The organism is Natronosporangium hydrolyticum (assembly GCF_016925615.1).
GTDB lineage: Bacteria > Actinomycetota > Actinomycetes > Mycobacteriales > Micromonosporaceae > Natronosporangium > Natronosporangium hydrolyticum.
Genome location: NZ_CP070499.1, coordinates 2,472,080 through 2,486,169 on the forward strand (window position 1 = coordinate 2,472,080; position 14,090 = coordinate 2,486,169).

The 14,090-nt window shown below is 67.5% G+C and carries 14 protein-coding genes and 1 pseudogene; 10 read left to right on the plus strand and 5 right to left on the minus strand.

From position 1 onward, the window contains the following. Window positions 1–274: 274 nt before the first annotated feature. Complete coding sequence (locus tag JQS43_RS10935) at window positions 275–1,777, plus strand: carboxylesterase/lipase family protein (RefSeq protein ID WP_239678965.1); 1,503 nt, start codon at window positions 275–277, stop codon at window positions 1,775–1,777. A gap of 21 nt (window positions 1,778–1,798) precedes the next feature. On the opposite strand, the gene JQS43_RS10940 is transcribed toward JQS43_RS10935, so the two are convergent. From JQS43_RS10940 to JQS43_RS10955, 5 genes and pseudogenes are all read right to left on the minus strand, one after another. Beyond that, on the minus strand, window positions 1,799–4,033 hold the full coding sequence (locus tag JQS43_RS10940) for a peptidylprolyl isomerase (RefSeq protein ID WP_239678966.1): 2,235 nt from the start codon (window positions 4,031–4,033) through the stop codon (window positions 1,799–1,801). A 1-nt stretch (window position 4,034) separates the two neighbouring features. Then, window positions 4,035–4,664, minus strand: coding sequence for a RiPP maturation radical SAM C-methyltransferase (locus JQS43_RS10945; RefSeq protein ID WP_239678967.1), 630 nt, complete (start codon window positions 4,662–4,664; stop codon window positions 4,035–4,037). Further along, a pseudogene (locus JQS43_RS26290) lies at window positions 4,665–4,802 on the minus strand (hypothetical protein); the annotation flags it as partial. It lies immediately after the preceding gene. Next, window positions 4,751–5,038, minus strand: coding sequence for a hypothetical protein (locus JQS43_RS10950; RefSeq protein WP_239678968.1), 288 nt, complete (start codon window positions 5,036–5,038; stop codon window positions 4,751–4,753). The gene JQS43_RS10950 and the pseudogene JQS43_RS26290, both read right to left, overlap by 52 nt. 45 nt (window positions 5,039–5,083) lie before the next feature. Next, window positions 5,084–5,296, minus strand: coding sequence for a hypothetical protein (locus tag JQS43_RS10955; protein WP_239678969.1), 213 nt, complete (start codon window positions 5,294–5,296; stop codon window positions 5,084–5,086). Between the two features lie 184 nt (window positions 5,297–5,480). Here JQS43_RS10955 and JQS43_RS10960 point away from each other — a divergent pair, with 184 nt between their 5' ends. The 9 genes from JQS43_RS10960 to JQS43_RS11000 all read left to right on the plus strand — a co-directional run bounded on the left by JQS43_RS10960 (window position 5,481) and on the right by JQS43_RS11000 (window position 13,962). Then, on the plus strand, window positions 5,481–6,452 hold the full coding sequence (locus tag JQS43_RS10960; RefSeq protein WP_239678970.1) for an ABC transporter ATP-binding protein: 972 nt from the start codon (window positions 5,481–5,483) through the stop codon (window positions 6,450–6,452). 1 nt (window position 6,453) lies between these two features. Then, window positions 6,454–7,224, plus strand: a complete 771-nt coding sequence (locus JQS43_RS10965) for an ABC transporter permease (protein ID WP_239678971.1) — start codon at window positions 6,454–6,456, stop codon at window positions 7,222–7,224. Continuing rightward, window positions 7,225–8,001: an ABC transporter permease gene (locus JQS43_RS10970; RefSeq protein WP_338037167.1), complete on the plus strand. Its 777-nt coding sequence runs from the start codon at window positions 7,225–7,227 to the stop codon at window positions 7,999–8,001. A gap of 169 nt (window positions 8,002–8,170) precedes the next feature. After that, the gene (locus tag JQS43_RS10975) at window positions 8,171–9,949 is read left to right on the plus strand and encodes an alpha/beta hydrolase family protein (protein WP_239678973.1); all 1,779 of its coding nucleotides are present in this window, start codon (window positions 8,171–8,173) and stop codon (window positions 9,947–9,949) included. A gap of 44 nt (window positions 9,950–9,993) precedes the next feature. Then, window positions 9,994–10,545, plus strand: coding sequence for an MBL fold metallo-hydrolase (locus JQS43_RS10980; RefSeq protein WP_239678974.1), 552 nt, complete (start codon window positions 9,994–9,996; stop codon window positions 10,543–10,545). A gap of 338 nt (window positions 10,546–10,883) precedes the next feature. Then, window positions 10,884–11,117 (plus strand): hypothetical protein, encoded by a 234-nt coding sequence (locus JQS43_RS10985; RefSeq protein ID WP_239678975.1) that lies wholly within the window; start codon window positions 10,884–10,886, stop codon window positions 11,115–11,117. A gap of 127 nt (window positions 11,118–11,244) precedes the next feature. Continuing rightward, the gene (locus tag JQS43_RS10990) at window positions 11,245–13,194 is read left to right on the plus strand and encodes a glycerophosphodiester phosphodiesterase family protein (RefSeq protein ID WP_239678976.1); all 1,950 of its coding nucleotides are present in this window, start codon (window positions 11,245–11,247) and stop codon (window positions 13,192–13,194) included. 104 nt (window positions 13,195–13,298) lie between these two features. Continuing rightward, window positions 13,299–13,559 (plus strand): type II toxin-antitoxin system Phd/YefM family antitoxin, encoded by a 261-nt coding sequence (locus JQS43_RS10995; RefSeq protein ID WP_239678977.1) that lies wholly within the window; start codon window positions 13,299–13,301, stop codon window positions 13,557–13,559. A gap of 1 nt (window position 13,560) precedes the next feature. Beyond that, window positions 13,561–13,962: a type II toxin-antitoxin system VapC family toxin gene (locus JQS43_RS11000; RefSeq protein WP_239678978.1), complete on the plus strand. Its 402-nt coding sequence runs from the start codon at window positions 13,561–13,563 to the stop codon at window positions 13,960–13,962. The last annotated feature ends 128 nt before the right edge of the window (window positions 13,963–14,090 follow it).

The following is a 14,090-nucleotide window of genomic DNA, read 5'->3' on the forward strand; positions in this document are numbered from 1 at the left end:
GGGAGACGTCAATGGGATCGACGTTGGTCGGCGCCGACCCGGTCGAGAGGGGGCTTACGCAGGGAGTTCCGCCGCTGGTATGGCGGGTGCTTCCGCGGGTCGCAGCGGGAGCCTTCGGCGTTACCTTGCCGGTCCGGCCGTAGAAAGTTTCCATCCGATGCTCCGCTCGCCCTCACGGCCGCCGGCTACCGGGCCGCCCTGCGTAGCGACGGCTGAGGTTTCGACAACACTGAGGGCTTCGATACTGTTGCCCGGTCGACGGTGAGGGGTACGCATGGCTGACCAGAGCGCAACTGTCCGCACCACCGCCGGCCGGGTGCGTGGCCGTCGCGAGGGCGAGCTGGCGGTCTTTCGTGGCATCCCGTTCGCAGCGCCACCGGTCGGCTCCGCCAGGTTCGCCGCGCCGCAGCCGGTGGACCGATGGGACGGGGTGCGGGAGGCGGTCGCGTTCGGTCCGGCTCCGCAACAGGGCACCCTGTCCGGGGCGACCCCGCCGGAGTCGGCCGCCGACGACTGGTTGACGGTCAACGTGTGGACGCCGGAGCCGGACCCGGCGGCCCGCCGGCCGGTGATGGTGTGGATCTACGGCGGCGCCTACGCGATGGGCAGCTCCAGCTTCCCCGATTATGACGCTGCCCAGCTCGTCGGCACCGGTGACCTGGTGGTGGTAACCCTCAACTACCGGGTAGGCGTCGAGGGTTTCGCCCAGCTCGCCGGGGCACCGGCCAACCGTAGCCTGCTCGACCAGGTCGCCGCCCTGGAATGGGTGCGCGACAACGTCACCGCGTTCGGCGGTGACCCAGCGCAGGTCACCATCTTCGGTGAGTCCGCCGGCGCCGGCTCGGTCGCCGCGCTGCTGTCGATGCCGCGAGCCGACGGCCTGTTCCAACGGGCGATCGCGCAGAGCGTGCCGGGGACCTACCTCTCGGCTGAGCTGGCCGCCGATATCGCCGCCGAGATCGCCGGCGAGCTGGAGCTACCGGCGACCGCGGCGGAGCTGTCGGCTGTGGAGCCACGCCGGCTGGCCGCCGCCGGGGATCGGGTCGCCACCAAAATGCGCCTGTACGAGCAGCGGTGGGGTCCGGTGGCGCATACGTTGACCCCGTACTCGCCGGTGGTCGACGGCGAGGTGCTACCTCGCACGCCCTGGCAGGCGCTGGCCGCCGGCGCCGCGCGGGGCGTGGAGCTGATCGTCGGCCACACCCGCGACGAGTGCCGGCTGTTCCACTACTTCACCGGGCTGACCGGGCGGGTCACCGATGAGCAGGCCACCGCCGCGTTGCGGGCGCTGGCCCCCGGGCCGGAGGGGGAGCGGGCCTACCGCGCGGCGTTCGCTGGCGCCACGGCCGAGCAACTCTTCGACCTGGTCCATTCGGACTGGTTGTTCCGGATGCCCTCGCTGCACCTGGCCGACGCGCAGGTGGCCGGCGGCGGTCGGGCACACCTCTACGAGCTCACCTGGCGCGCGCCGGGGCAGCCGGAGGTAGGCGCCTGCCACGCGCTGGATGTCCCGCTCACCTTCGGCGTCTTCGCCTCCGACCTCGCCCGGACGCTGTTGGGAGCCGAGCCACCGCCCGCGGCGGAGGCGCTGTCGAACCGGGTCCGCGCCGCCTGGACCGACTTCGCCCGCACCGGGGACCCGGGTTGGCCTGGGTACGACCCGCAGCGGCGGCTCACCCACTTGCTCGATGCCGAGCCCGCGGTCGTGCCGTACCCGGAGGAGGCTTCTCGCCAGATTTGGCGGGACCACACCTTCGCGGCGCTGCCGTTGCTGTGAGCCTAGAATCGCCACCGGGTCTCACCAGATGGTGACATCCACCCGCTCGTTGATTACTGGACCAGTGGCGTCGGCGATCGCTCGTACCCGCTCGCGCGAGAGCCTGTCTGTCACCTCCCCGAACCGGCTGTACCCGCCGTTGAGATGGGGTGCCGCCGCCAGGGTGATGAAGAACTGCGATCCGGCGCTGTTTGGTCCGGTGTTGGCCATTGCAACCAGGTACGGCCGGTCGAAGACCGATGTGGAGTCGAACTCGTCGGGTATCCGGAACCCGGGACCGCCCTCCCCGGTCTCGCTGCGGTCGCCGCCCTGGATGAGAAAGCCGGGGATTCGGCGGTGGAAGGTGGTGTGGTCGTAGAACCCACCTACTCCTGTCTGTCGGGTGATGGGATCCTGCCAAGCCAGGGTGCCGCGGGCGAGCCCAACGAAGGCGTCGACGGTGTGGGGTGCCGACGTAGGCCACAGCTCGATCGTGATCGGGCCGACTGTGGTGTAGAGCACCGCGACCCCGCGGCAGCCCTGCCCGCCGTGCAGCGGCGGTGGTGGCCGGCGCCGGCTGACCCCACGCCAGGGTTGTGGCGCGTTGGGCTCGTCGCCCACCTCGGCGCTGTATACCTCCGGTGCCAACGCACTGCCACACCCTAGGCTGCCGATCGATGAGGACACCGGTGCGGCGCTCGACCGCGCGAGGATCGGCGTTGGGCTGTCCACCAAAGCTTCGGCTTCGGCCCAAAGCCACTGCGGGTCGTACCCGGCGCGGTGCCGGGCGCGGTGCCGGTGCCACAGTCGGCGAACCTCCACGGATGCCCGGGCGGTCAACGCGAGAAGATCGCCGGCCGCCTGGGCATCGAGCAATTCGCGGAGACCTTCAGTGGCGAAGTACTTGTCGAACAGCGAGCCGTTGTTGTGCTCCAGCGAGAAGCATTGGTCAACGAAGATAGCTGGGGGTATCTCAAGCTCGAGGTAGCGGCGCAGCGTTGCGGCGACGGGCCCCCACGCCTCCCCGCCATATTCCAACCCCGGTCCGTTGAAGGTCTCGGCGGCGAGGGTCAGCGCCCGCAACTGTCCCAGCTCCCGCCGGGTGCGCCACCAGGCCACTCGGCTGTCGCCAGCGGTGACCCGCTCGATGAACGACCCGACCGGCTCGGGTAGTCGATGCCGGCGGGCCCGCTCGAAGTGGCCGAGTTCGCCACCGATAGTTAGATCGATCTGGCGGGCGAAATAGTCGGCCAGGCCAGGCACCCACTGGGCGAAACGCCGCTGAGCCTCGTCGCAGCCGGCTGCGCTCAGCCACTCCAGCACGTAGAAATCGGCAGCGAGCGAGGTGGCATCGACATCCTCCACGTACCAGCGCGGATGCCGCCCGCCTAGCTCGTTCGCGAGGTCCGTGAGGCACTCTTCCCGGGCGACCAGGCCCGCGAGGTAACGTCCCCAGTGCCGATCAATGACTGCGGCGAGTCTGGGGTAGCGCCAGATCGCCCCGAGCACGTCAACGCATGGGCGGTGGTCCGGTTCGACGCTCCGGATCAGATGCGCCGATAGTTTCTCGATCATGATCTTGGTAACGACGGCGCGCAATCGCCGATGATGGCGGCCTTGTCCGGGCATCCGCTGGCCCAACTCGGCCAACAGGTTGTCCTTCCCTGGAGATTCCTTGAGGAGCGTCCAGCAGAAAAGGGCCAGAACTGCGTCCGCCAGGGTGGCCCCGGTAAACCGGCGGCAGTCGGCATAGCACGCGGCGATCCGACCTTCCACAGTGAGGAAACCTACTCCCGGGAAGTGCGGAGCCAGCGGCACCAGGAACAGCTGCATGGTCAGGGGACCGGTTGCCAGACCGAGCGCGGCCCGGAGCGGTTCGCCGAACCGATCCAGCGGCAGCAGCCGTCGCAAGTCAGCCTCGCCGGTCGTCCGGACGCCGTCGAGACCAGCGAGAACGGGCTCCAGCGAAGGAGCCGCCGCTACCATCGCCGCAGCGATCCGGTCGCTGCCGGATCGTAGCTCGGTAAGACCGACCGCATCCACCAGGGCGGCGGGGCTGGTTGCGTGAGTAATCCCCATCGGTAGATCGGTCAGTCCGGCGCGTCCCCAGTCGCGGAGGCCGTCCACGAACTGCGCCACCTCGGGCACCACCGGACACGGTAGGAAGACCGACTCATGCGCGAACCGGCCCATCAGCTCCCGTTGTACCGCTAGGAAGAGGTCCAGCACGCTGCTGCGGTGGTAGCTAACCGCCAACGTGGTTTTGCTTGTCTCCATGTCACCAACCCGGGTTCTCCGGCAGCGCGAGTCCTAGATATTGCTCATCTTCGGAGGCCATCACGCCCGCGCGGCAGCATGCCTCGAGCAGCCCTCGTACCTGTTTGGCCGTGACTTGGTACCCGAGTGACGCGAGCTCTTCACGGATGCGTTCAGGCGAACGCGAGGTGTAGTCACAAGCCTGATAGGCCTCCGCGCGCCATCCCGTCAACATGGTTTGCTGCGGCAGCTCGCTGCGCCGATCGATGATGCGTAGGGTCTCTGGCAGCCGTTGATAGGTCAAGCTCGGACGCCGTTCGCCTGCCCAGCACCGGCGCCATTGCTCGATCGCCACGTCCAGAGCCATTCTGGCTCCGGCGGTGGCGATGTGGTCGGCCTCGTACTCAAACGAGTAGGCGATCTTGTCGTGTTGGAGGCTGTGCGGGTAGATGTGCCGGTAGCTGCTCTGAGGCCGGACCCCATGGATCGGGAAGGTGTTGTCGGTAAAGTATGGACTGAAGCGCTCGAGCCAGAACCGTTCTCCGCCTGCGGGCGGCTCCAGGTGATGCAGCAGCGGCACCAGCGCTGCCTGCTCGTGGTAATCCGCGTCGGTCTCACCTGGGAACCCGCTTAGAATGTTCCACTCCACCACGAGGCCAAAGTATCTAGCCCACTTCAACAGCCGTAGGTTGATGAGTTTGGATGACCCCTTCCGCATAAGCTGCAATACATGGGTGCTCAGGCTCTCGATACCGGGCTGGATCCAATTGATGCCCGCGCGAGCGAGCAGTCGTAGATGCTCAGGTCTGAGCCCACATCTAGGACCCGGCCGTGAGCATGACCCAGCGCCCACCGGACGGGCGCAGAGAACGACTCCGAGCTGCCGAAGTAGCGGATCGCGTCGGTTGCCGAGATGAAGCCGTCGTCTCGCTCGACGATCTCGTTGGCGATCCCCGGCTTCTCACCACTGCGCAGCACCGCCAGGAGGGCCTCGCCGAACGCGTCGCCGACCTTCGGGCCTGACATCCCGTCCACAGTTGGCGAATCGGAAGCGGCAGCCACGGCGGGGCCTCAGAGCCCGGCTGCGCTCGCTGGTGGGTCTGCCCGGTGGGCGAGTTGGTGCTCGATGTTTCGGTGTCTGTCAGCATGAACGCCGAGCAGATAGATCCGGTCGTCCAATCCGGCGACTTCGTCCGGGGTCAGCGGCGAGAACTCCAGCTCTTCTAGATCGTCCGCGACATCTTCGGCTACGCCGGCGCGGTCAGCGGTGTGCTCGTTGATCATGTCGACTCCCCGTCCCGGCAGTGGTCTGCTACTTGTTACCCATGGTGCCCAGCCACCTCGTTACTGTCAAGATGTTCGATGTGAGCCAGTTGCGGAGTTAGCGATGGCGATGTAGAAATCAGTGGTCGGCCGCTAGGCGCCGGGGCCGTTACCGCTTGCTGGAGAGGGGCCTGACAACCGTCCCATGAGTTCCTTCGCGATTGAGACCGTGCAGCTTGACCGGGAGTACCGCACGAGCACGGGGACGATCCGCCGTCGGCGACTGGTGGTGCCGGCGCTCAGCGGCATCTCGCTGGCAGTCCCGCCACGAGAGATCTTCGGGTTGGTCGGGCCAAATGGGGCCGGCAAGACCACGCTCATCAAGGTCCTCACGACGCTGCTCCTGCCAACATCGGGCCGCGCTTCGGTGCTAGGCCATGATGTGGCGAGCGAGGCTCGAAGCATTCGACGGAAGGTCAACTTTGTCTTCGGGGGCGAACGCGGACTGTACTGGCGGCTCTCGGCCGAGGACAACCTGCGCTACTTCGCCGACCTCTACCGGGTGCCGGCGCGCGAGGGCCGCCCACGTGCACAGGAGCTCCTGGAGCTGGTCGGCCTCTCCGATCGGCGCCACGAGCGGGTGGAGGGCTTTTCGAAGGGGATGAAACAGCGGCTCCATCTGGCGAAGTCGCTGATCAACAGGCCGCAAGTGCTCTTTCTGGACGAGCCGAGCATAGGCCTGGATCCGGTGGCTGCTCGCCAACTCCGAAGCCTGATCGAACGGGTCCGTCGGGAACACGGGACGACAATCCTGCTGACCTCGCACTACATGTGGGAGATGGAGACGCTCTCTGATCGGATCGCGGTGATCATCGATGGTACGATCCGCCACCTCGACTCGCCCCAGGCCCTCCGGACCGCGGCGGTCGGCAGCCACGTCGTCGAGCTGGTCCTCGCCGATGCCGCCGACGAGGGCGTCGTAAGTGGGGCTGCTCGGGAGTTCGGCCTGGCAGTGGCGGCCAGCGCTGACGGCCGGCGAGTCATCCGGGTCCACACCTCCCGGCCAGCGCATCTGGTGGCCGCCGTGGTTAGCCAGTGCGACCTGGGGATAGCTGGTCACAGCATTCGCGACTCGCAGTTGGAGGATGCCTACGTCCTTATGGTCGAGGGGAAGTAACGTGCCCCACCAGGCCGTGGTCGCTTCGATGCGAGTCCACCTGGTCAACACGCTAGCTCGGCCGATCTTCCAGGTCATGCTCCTGATCCAGCCGATTACGATGGTACTGCTGACTTACTACGTCTACGGCCGGGTCGACGGAGCCGGGGCGTTCTATGTCGTTCTGGGCAGCGGCATGGCGGGCATGTGGGTGGCGACCGCGTTCTCCTCGGCCGGCGATCTTGGACGCGAACGCAGGTACGGCACCATTCTGCCGGTCCTACTCGCTGACGCTTCGCTCTGGCTGGTCTCTGCTGGCCGCGCGATGGGTGCGTTAGTGCTGTCGTTGATCCCCATCGTGATCTCCAGCGTCGCCGCGGTGCTGCTGTTTGGTGTCCCGCTGCCCGGTGACCTGTCAGTACCCTGGGTCCTGGTCGGCATCGCCGTTTATGGGCTCGCCTGCCACTCATTCGGCCTCCTGCTGGGTACGCTGTTCTTGCTGTCGCGACGCACGACGGTGCTACAGAACTTCCTCGAGTGGCCGTTGTTGGTCGCCTCCGGCGTGTTGTTTCCGGTCACCGCCCTGCCGGCCGGAGCCCAAGGGGCCACCGCAGTGGTCCCGATGCGGTGGGCCGCGCAGGCCACCGAGCAGGCGTTCACCACCGGGACGCTCGACCTTCGGGCGCTTGGCCTGGCATTGTCGTCGGCGGGGATCGCCCTGGCCGCAGCGGTAGTGCTGTTCCGAGTGATCGAACGCAGGGTACGGGTCACCGCGAGCTTGGAGCTGGCCTAGATGTTCGCCGTCCGGTTGCTCCGTCAGGTCAGCTACTCCTACCGCGGACTCTTCGGATGGCTCCGGCCGCTGGACTACGCAATCATGATGTTCATCGAGCCGGCGGTCCAGATCATCTTTTTTGGACTGTTGGGCCAGTTCGGGCCAGAGGGCACCGAGTACTACATCATCGGCAACGCGGTACGACTGATGGCCACGAGCGCTCTATTCGGTGCGACGTCCGTCATCATCAATGAGCGCGGTCAGGGAACTCTCACCGCGCTGATCGCCGCGCCGACGCCGGTGGCGGAGACCTTCTATGCCCGTGCTCTGTTGCAAGGGATCTCAGGGGTCCTGACCGGGGTCTTCTGTATCAGCCTCGGGGTGGTGTTGTTCGGCCTCGACATTAGCAGCACCTCGATCGTGTGGTTACTGATCGGGCTGCTGGTGACCGCGATCTCCCTGTCCGGCCTTGGCTTGCTACTGGCGAACCTCAGTCTGCTCGGCACCGACGCCAACCTGCTGCTCAACGTCGTGTTCTATGGCTTGATCGTTTTCAGCGGCGCGAACATTCCCCTCGCGGAGCTGCCCGGTCCGGTGGCTACAGCGGCGCAGGCACTGCCCATGACCCACGGCTTGCTCGCGGTCCGGCAGGTGATCGACGGTGACCTCAGCGGTGTGCCGTATCTGCTCACGATGGAGTTGCTCATCGGGCTGGCATATGCGGCTGCCGCAATCGTGCTCCTGCGGTACGCCGAGCGGCGAGCTCGCCGTACCGGCAAACTGGAGTTGGTGTGAGGCCTGGAACCGGCCCGCGGGCCCGCCACGGCGGGGCAACACATCGACTGGTATTGCGATCCGAGAGCGGTTCAGGCAGCATGACCTTGTGTCTGGTGACGTACTTTCGCACCCTGAGGGACCCCCCGTGTCCCGCTGGGAGAGGCGCTTTCGGGCACCCCGGATAGGCATGCCGGTCAGCGCTCTTGACGCCCCTGACCGACACGTGTGCATCGCTACGGCGCACGGCACCATCGAAGTGCACAGTTGGGACAGCAGTTCAAGGGTCCTGACCCAAGCTACCTCCCGACAGGAAGGCACCCACCGCGCCGCGATTGAGCCGGCCGGTGAGTGGATTTGGTGGTTCGACGACCGCGACGGCGACGAATGCGGAGTCTGGCGCCGGCAGCGGTTCGGAGCTGGTCCGGGTGAACAGACCGTGGACGCGACCGGGTTGGCGCCGTCCCAGCCGGCCGGTCTTGCGCTTGGCCGACGCAACGTGGCGGTCGTGGGCGTCGTCGACCGGCGGGACGAGTACCGGGTTCTCCGGCTCGGCCTCGACGGCAGCGCCGACCCGCTGCTGCTCTATCAGCACCGGCAGGCGGTGTCAGTTGGTCCACTCAACGCCGACAGCACGCAGCTGTCCTTAATCCATAGCGAACACGGCGACTCCCGGCATCCGGCAGTGCGCGTTTTGGACACGTCCGGCAACGCCGTCGTCGGCGACCTTTGGGATGGACCCGGTCTCGGGGTACGTCCGATCGGTTTCGCGCCGGCGTTCGGCGACGACCGGCTGCTCGTGCGGCACGACCGGCACGGACGACCCGGCCTCCTGCTCTGGCGGGTCGGCACTGGTGAGCAGTCCGAGCTCGATCTCGCGGTGCCGGGAGAGGTGGCTGCGGCATCCTGGTACCAGGATGGTTGCGCAGTGCTGGTGGCAGTTTCCCACCACGGCCGCACCCGCCTGCACCGGGTTGACTTGGCCGTCGGCGGCATGGCAGTCAGCGCCGTCCAACCGGTCGGGCCCACCACCGGCACCGTCTCGGCCCTCACCACCACTCCTGGCGGGGACGCATGGTTTCTGTGGTCATCCGCCGCCGACCCGCCGACCATCCGCAACCTTGTTGGCGAACCGGTGGTGGCGCCGCCTGGGCCCGCTGCACCACCCAGCGTCCCGGTGACGGATCTATGGGTGGACGGTCCGGGCGGGCCCGTCCACGCGTTGTTGCGCCTGCCGCCGAGCCTCGGCAGGCAGCGAACCGACCGTTACTTGCCGCTCGTCATCGACTGTCACGGCGGCCCCGCCGCCCACGACAGTGACCTCTTTCGTGCCGGACCGGCGGCGTGGGTAGATCACGGCTTCGCCGTCGTCCAGATCAACTATCGCGGTTCCACCGGGTACGGGACTGGGTGGCGCGACGCCATCGCCGAGCGGGTCGGCCACACCGAACTGGCGGACGTCGTAGCCGTTCGCGATCACCTGGTGAGGGTGGGCATCGCTGATCCGCGACGAGTCGTATTGTCCGGGCACTCGTGGGGCGGCTACCTCACCTTACTCGGGCTCGGGCGCTATCCCGATCGATGGTCGGTGGGGCTGGCCACCTCGCCGATCGCCGACTACCTGGTCGCCTACGCCGACGAGAGCGAAGACTTGAAGGCATTCGACCGCTCGCTCTTCGGTGGCTCCCCGGAGCAGGTCGGGGAGAAGTATCGCGACGCCAGCCCGCTGACGTATGTTCCTGAGATCCAGGTGCCGCTGTGGATAGCTGCGGGTCGGGCTGATCCACGTTGTCCATGGCGACAAATACTAAGCTATGTCGACGCTCTGAAGCGATATCGGATCACTCATGAGCTGTACCACTACGATGCCGGACATGGATCGCTGGCGGACGCGGAACGGATTCGGCAAATGGGCATGAAGCTCGACTTCGTCGCGCGCTACCTCGCCCCCAGGTCATGGTTAAGATAACCAAATATAGTCATGCGTGCGTCCGGATTGAGCGTGCCGGCCGCGTGCTGGTCATCGACCCCGGAGTCTGGACCGAGCCAGCAGCGACGTCTGGAGCGGACGCGGTCCTGGTCACGCACGAACACGCTGACCACATCGACCGTAAGAGGTTGGCGGCCCAGAAAATCCCGATCTACGCGCCGGCTGGGGCCGCGCTGCCCGGGATCGCGTTCCGTCCGGTCCACCCGAAGGGGAACTTCCGGGTCGCTGGCCTGAACGTGACAGCGGTAGGGGGTCGCCACGCTCCCGCCTACGCCGGCGAGCCCGACTGCCCGAACCTGGGGTACGTCGTCGAGCGAGCCTGCTATCACCCGGGCGACGCACTTCACCTGCCCGGGGCCCCGGTCGACACGTTACTGGTGCCGATGCAGGGCGCGTGGCTGAAGACACAGGAGGCGATTGAATTCGTGCGCGCCGTTCAGCCGCGGCAATGCGTCGGGATACATGAGGGCCAGCTGAACGACCGCGGCATCAGCTCGATAAACGGCTGGCTGTCCCGGGGGATCGAAGCCGACTACCGCTATCTCCGATCGGGGGAGAGCACCCTGGCGGAGTGACCTCGGCGGGTCGCCTTCTAGTGCTCCACATCGGTCGATAAATATATGGCATCGGGTTGCCATCCCATCGACGATTCTGCCAGCACCACAGTCGAGGCGGTGAGCCCCGCTCGAGTACCTTAGCTACCTGGCCGTGGTTCAGTCCGTACCAGCCCCATTGGAGGCCACCCTCGTGAGCGCTGACCGGCTCCGATCCGGCCGGGACCGACGAAGCGTCATCGCCCGGCTTCGCCGGGCCGACCGACGCTCCGGCGGCCGAGGGCGCGGCCGAGGTCTCCGGCCCGCCATCGTGGGACCGGGAGATCACCGCAGAAGGGACCGGCTCGGGGCAGATTCCGTTGGACAGCCTGCCGGAGCATCTGTTCTTCTACCTCACCTTCACCTATGCGCCCACCGGAGGGCAGGACTTCTTCCAGGTGAACACCGTGGTCGACGGCGAGGAAGGGGGTTTCATCCACCATCTGCAGACCGGGGAGCTGACCGGCTCGGCGCTGCTGCTCCGCCAGTACGCGGTTGGGCCCGCCACCGACCTCGTGGTCAACACCGAGGGGACGTGGACCATCCAGACCTGACGGTGCCGTAACCGCGAACCGGACATCGCACACTTATCCCTCGGTATTGGCGCGGCGTACTCGCCGCCGCTGTTGCTCGCGGCACGTCCATGCATCTAGGCTTCGCACCGAAGCTGAAGGAGAGAGGGTGGGCGCAGGCCTGAGACGGGCGCGGCTCTGGCTGCTGCTGCCCATCGTCGTGACGGTCGCGGTGATCGCGGCTGTATGGGCACAGGCTGATCCGGTCGAGCCGGTGCCGCACTTCGCCGAGCGGGACGTGTCGATCATCGCCCACGCCGGCGCGCAGGGGCACGCGCCACCAAACACAATGGAGGCTTTTCAGGCCGCGGTCGAGCTCGGCGCGGACGTGCTTGAGATGGACCTGCAGATCACCGCCGACGGCGAGATCGTCACCATTCACGACGGTACGGTCGATCGCACCACCGACGGCTCGGGGCCGGTCAGCGAGCTGACACTGGCCGAGCTCCGGGCCCTGGACGCCGGGTACACCTGGCGGGACGAGCAAGGTGGCACTCCGTTCCGGGGCCACGGGGTGCGGCACGCCACCCTGCGGGAGGTGTTCGAGGCGTTCCCCGACACGCCGCTGGTCATCGAGCTCAAGACCGACGGCGGCGAGGCCATCATTCAACCGACGATCGACCTGATCGTCGAGTACGACCGCGGCGATTCGGTCGCCGTCGCCTCGTTCCGCGAGGAGTACCTGCAGCCGGTGCGGGCGCAACTGCCTGGTGTGGCGACCAACATGCCGGAGTCGGAGACCTACGACTTCTACGTCCGCCAGCTGTTCGGTCTCCATCCATGGTGGACTCCACCGGGGCAGCTGTTCCAAGTCCCGGAGCATTTCGACGGGCGGCGCGTGGTGACGCCGAGGTTTGTCCGCGCCGCCGAACGACTCGGCGTGGAGGTGCACGTCTGGACCGTCAACGACCCGGAGCAGATGCACCGGGTGCTGGACGCGGGCGCGCACGGCATCATCACCGACTACCCGGACCGGGCGGTCGAGGTGCTCGCCGAGCGGGAGGCGGCCCGCGGCGATGTCCGGGGCATAAACCCAGACCAGTACGACGACCAGCTCACCCGGATCGAATATCTACAGCAGCAGTACGGGTGGTTGACGCCGGTGATGTCTACAGTGACCTTCTTCGGTGACGAGGAGGCCTATCTACTGCTGCTGCCGATCATCTACTGGGTGGTCAACCGGCGGATCGGGATCCGGCTCGGGGTGATGCTGCTGCTGACGGCAGGCGTCAACTCGCTACTCAAACTCGGGTTCGCTACCCCCCGTCCGGCGTACCTTGATCCGGGGCTGGAGCTTGCCCGGGAGCATTCGTTCGGGCTGCCGTCCGGGCACGCCCAGAACGCGGCGGCGATCTGGGGGGTGTTGGCCGCGTCGCTGCGCGGCTGGCCGGTGCGGATCGGGCTGGTGGCGCTGATCGTCGCGATCGGCTGGTCCCGCATCCACCTCGGGGCTCACTTCCTGGAGGACATCTTCACCGGTTGGCTGGTCGGCCTGCTGCTGGTGGTGCTGTATCTGTGGCTCGCCCCGCGCGGGGCGCGGTGGGTGCGCCGGCTGAGCACGGGGGAGCAGATCGCGGGCGCCGTAGCGGCGTCGCTGCTGCTGATCGCGCCGGCGGTGCTGCTCTCCAGCCGCCTGATCAACGTAAGCTTCCCGTGGCCGGGGGTGATCGACGCGGCGGAGCTGGCCGGCGCGTCCGGGGTGGTGACGGCCGCCGCCACGCTCGCCGGGTTCGGGATCGGCCTCGCACTGCTGCATGCCCGCGGCGGCTTCGACCATCGGGGGCCGATCGGCCGCCGGCTGCTGCGGCTGGTGGTGGGTCTGGTCGGCGTGGTCGCCATCTGGCAGGGGCTGGGGGTGCTGTTCCCGGGCGGCGAGGAGCCGCTCGCGCTGGTGCTGCGGTACGTCCGGTATGCGCTGGTGGGGCTGTGGGTGGGTGGCGTCGCACCGTTGCTGTTCCGCCGCCTCGGGTTGGCCGACCGGCTGCCGCCGGAGCCGCCGACCACCGAGCCCGGTGACGGCTCTGCGCATCCCGCGCCCGTGCCAGCCCGCGCCGGTTGACGCGGTCAGCTGCCCGACGGCCCTTCTCTGGCTGAGGCGCCGATGGGCTGACCAGGTGTGCTACTTGGTAGCACAGGGTGTCACATCATGCTAGGATATTGGCCGTGGCAGCAGAGCTCACGCAACGGGACCTCCGGGCGAGGTCGGGGCAGATCATGGACGCCGTCGCACACGGCGAGACGTTCATCGTCACCCGTAACGGCACGCCGATCGGGGAGCTGATCCCCCTGCGCCGAAACCGTGTCGTCACCCGTGAGCACTTCGCGGGTGTCTCGGCGAACGCGCCCGTCATGGACGCGGCAAGATTCCGCGCCGATCTTGACAGTGCCCTGGACGATACGTTCCAGGACCCCTATGACTCCTGACGTGCACGGTCTGCTCGACACGAACATCCTTATTCTGCGCCGCCGGATCGACCATGCCAGGCTCCCGGAAACGATGTCGATCAGCGCGGTCACGCTGGCAGAGCTGTCGGCGGGCCCGCACCACACCGCTGACCCGGTGGAGCGGGCCCGCCGCATGGACGTGCTCCAGCGGGCCGAGTCGGAGTTTGATCCGCTACCGTTCGACGCCGAGGCGGCACGCGCGTTCGGCACGGTCGCCGCGTCCGTCCTGGCAGCCGGCCGCAAGCCCAGGGCGCGCACGGCTGACCTCATGATCGCCAGCGTGGCCATAGCCAACCGCCTGCCGATCTACACCACGAACCCCGATGACTTCGCCGGTCTCGACGCGTTGCTGACGGTCGTGGCGGTGCCGTTGTCGGGCTGACCAGTACCGCTGGCGGAGTCTTGCGGTGTTCGTAGAGTACTGACTCGGCGCTAGCTGCCCGGTCGGGCACGCGGAGCCCGGTGCCCTTTCGGAGCCCGGAATGTGGGCGGTGCGGACGCCCGGCGCCG

Excerpts from the sequence above, each read along its gene's own strand:
- JQS43_RS10935 (WP_239678965.1), top strand. The coding sequence starts at position 275 with ATGGCTGACCAGAGCGCAACTGTCCGCACCACCGCCGGCCGGGTGCGT.
- JQS43_RS10975 (WP_239678973.1), top strand. The coding sequence starts at position 8,171 with ATGCCGGTCAGCGCTCTTGACGCCCCTGACCGACACGTGTGCATCGCT.
- JQS43_RS10970 (WP_338037167.1), top strand. The coding sequence starts at position 7,225 with ATGTTCGCCGTCCGGTTGCTCCGTCAGGTCAGCTACTCCTACCGCGGA.
- JQS43_RS10940 (WP_239678966.1), bottom strand. The coding sequence starts at position 4,033 with ATGGAGACAAGCAAAACCACGTTGGCGGTTAGCTACCACCGCAGCAGC.
- JQS43_RS10955 (WP_239678969.1), bottom strand. The coding sequence starts at position 5,296 with ATGATCAACGAGCACACCGCTGACCGCGCCGGCGTAGCCGAAGATGTC.
- JQS43_RS10950 (WP_239678968.1), bottom strand. The coding sequence starts at position 5,038 with ATGTCAGGCCCGAAGGTCGGCGACGCGTTCGGCGAGGCCCTCCTGGCG.
- JQS43_RS10960 (WP_239678970.1), top strand. The coding sequence starts at position 5,481 with ATGAGTTCCTTCGCGATTGAGACCGTGCAGCTTGACCGGGAGTACCGC.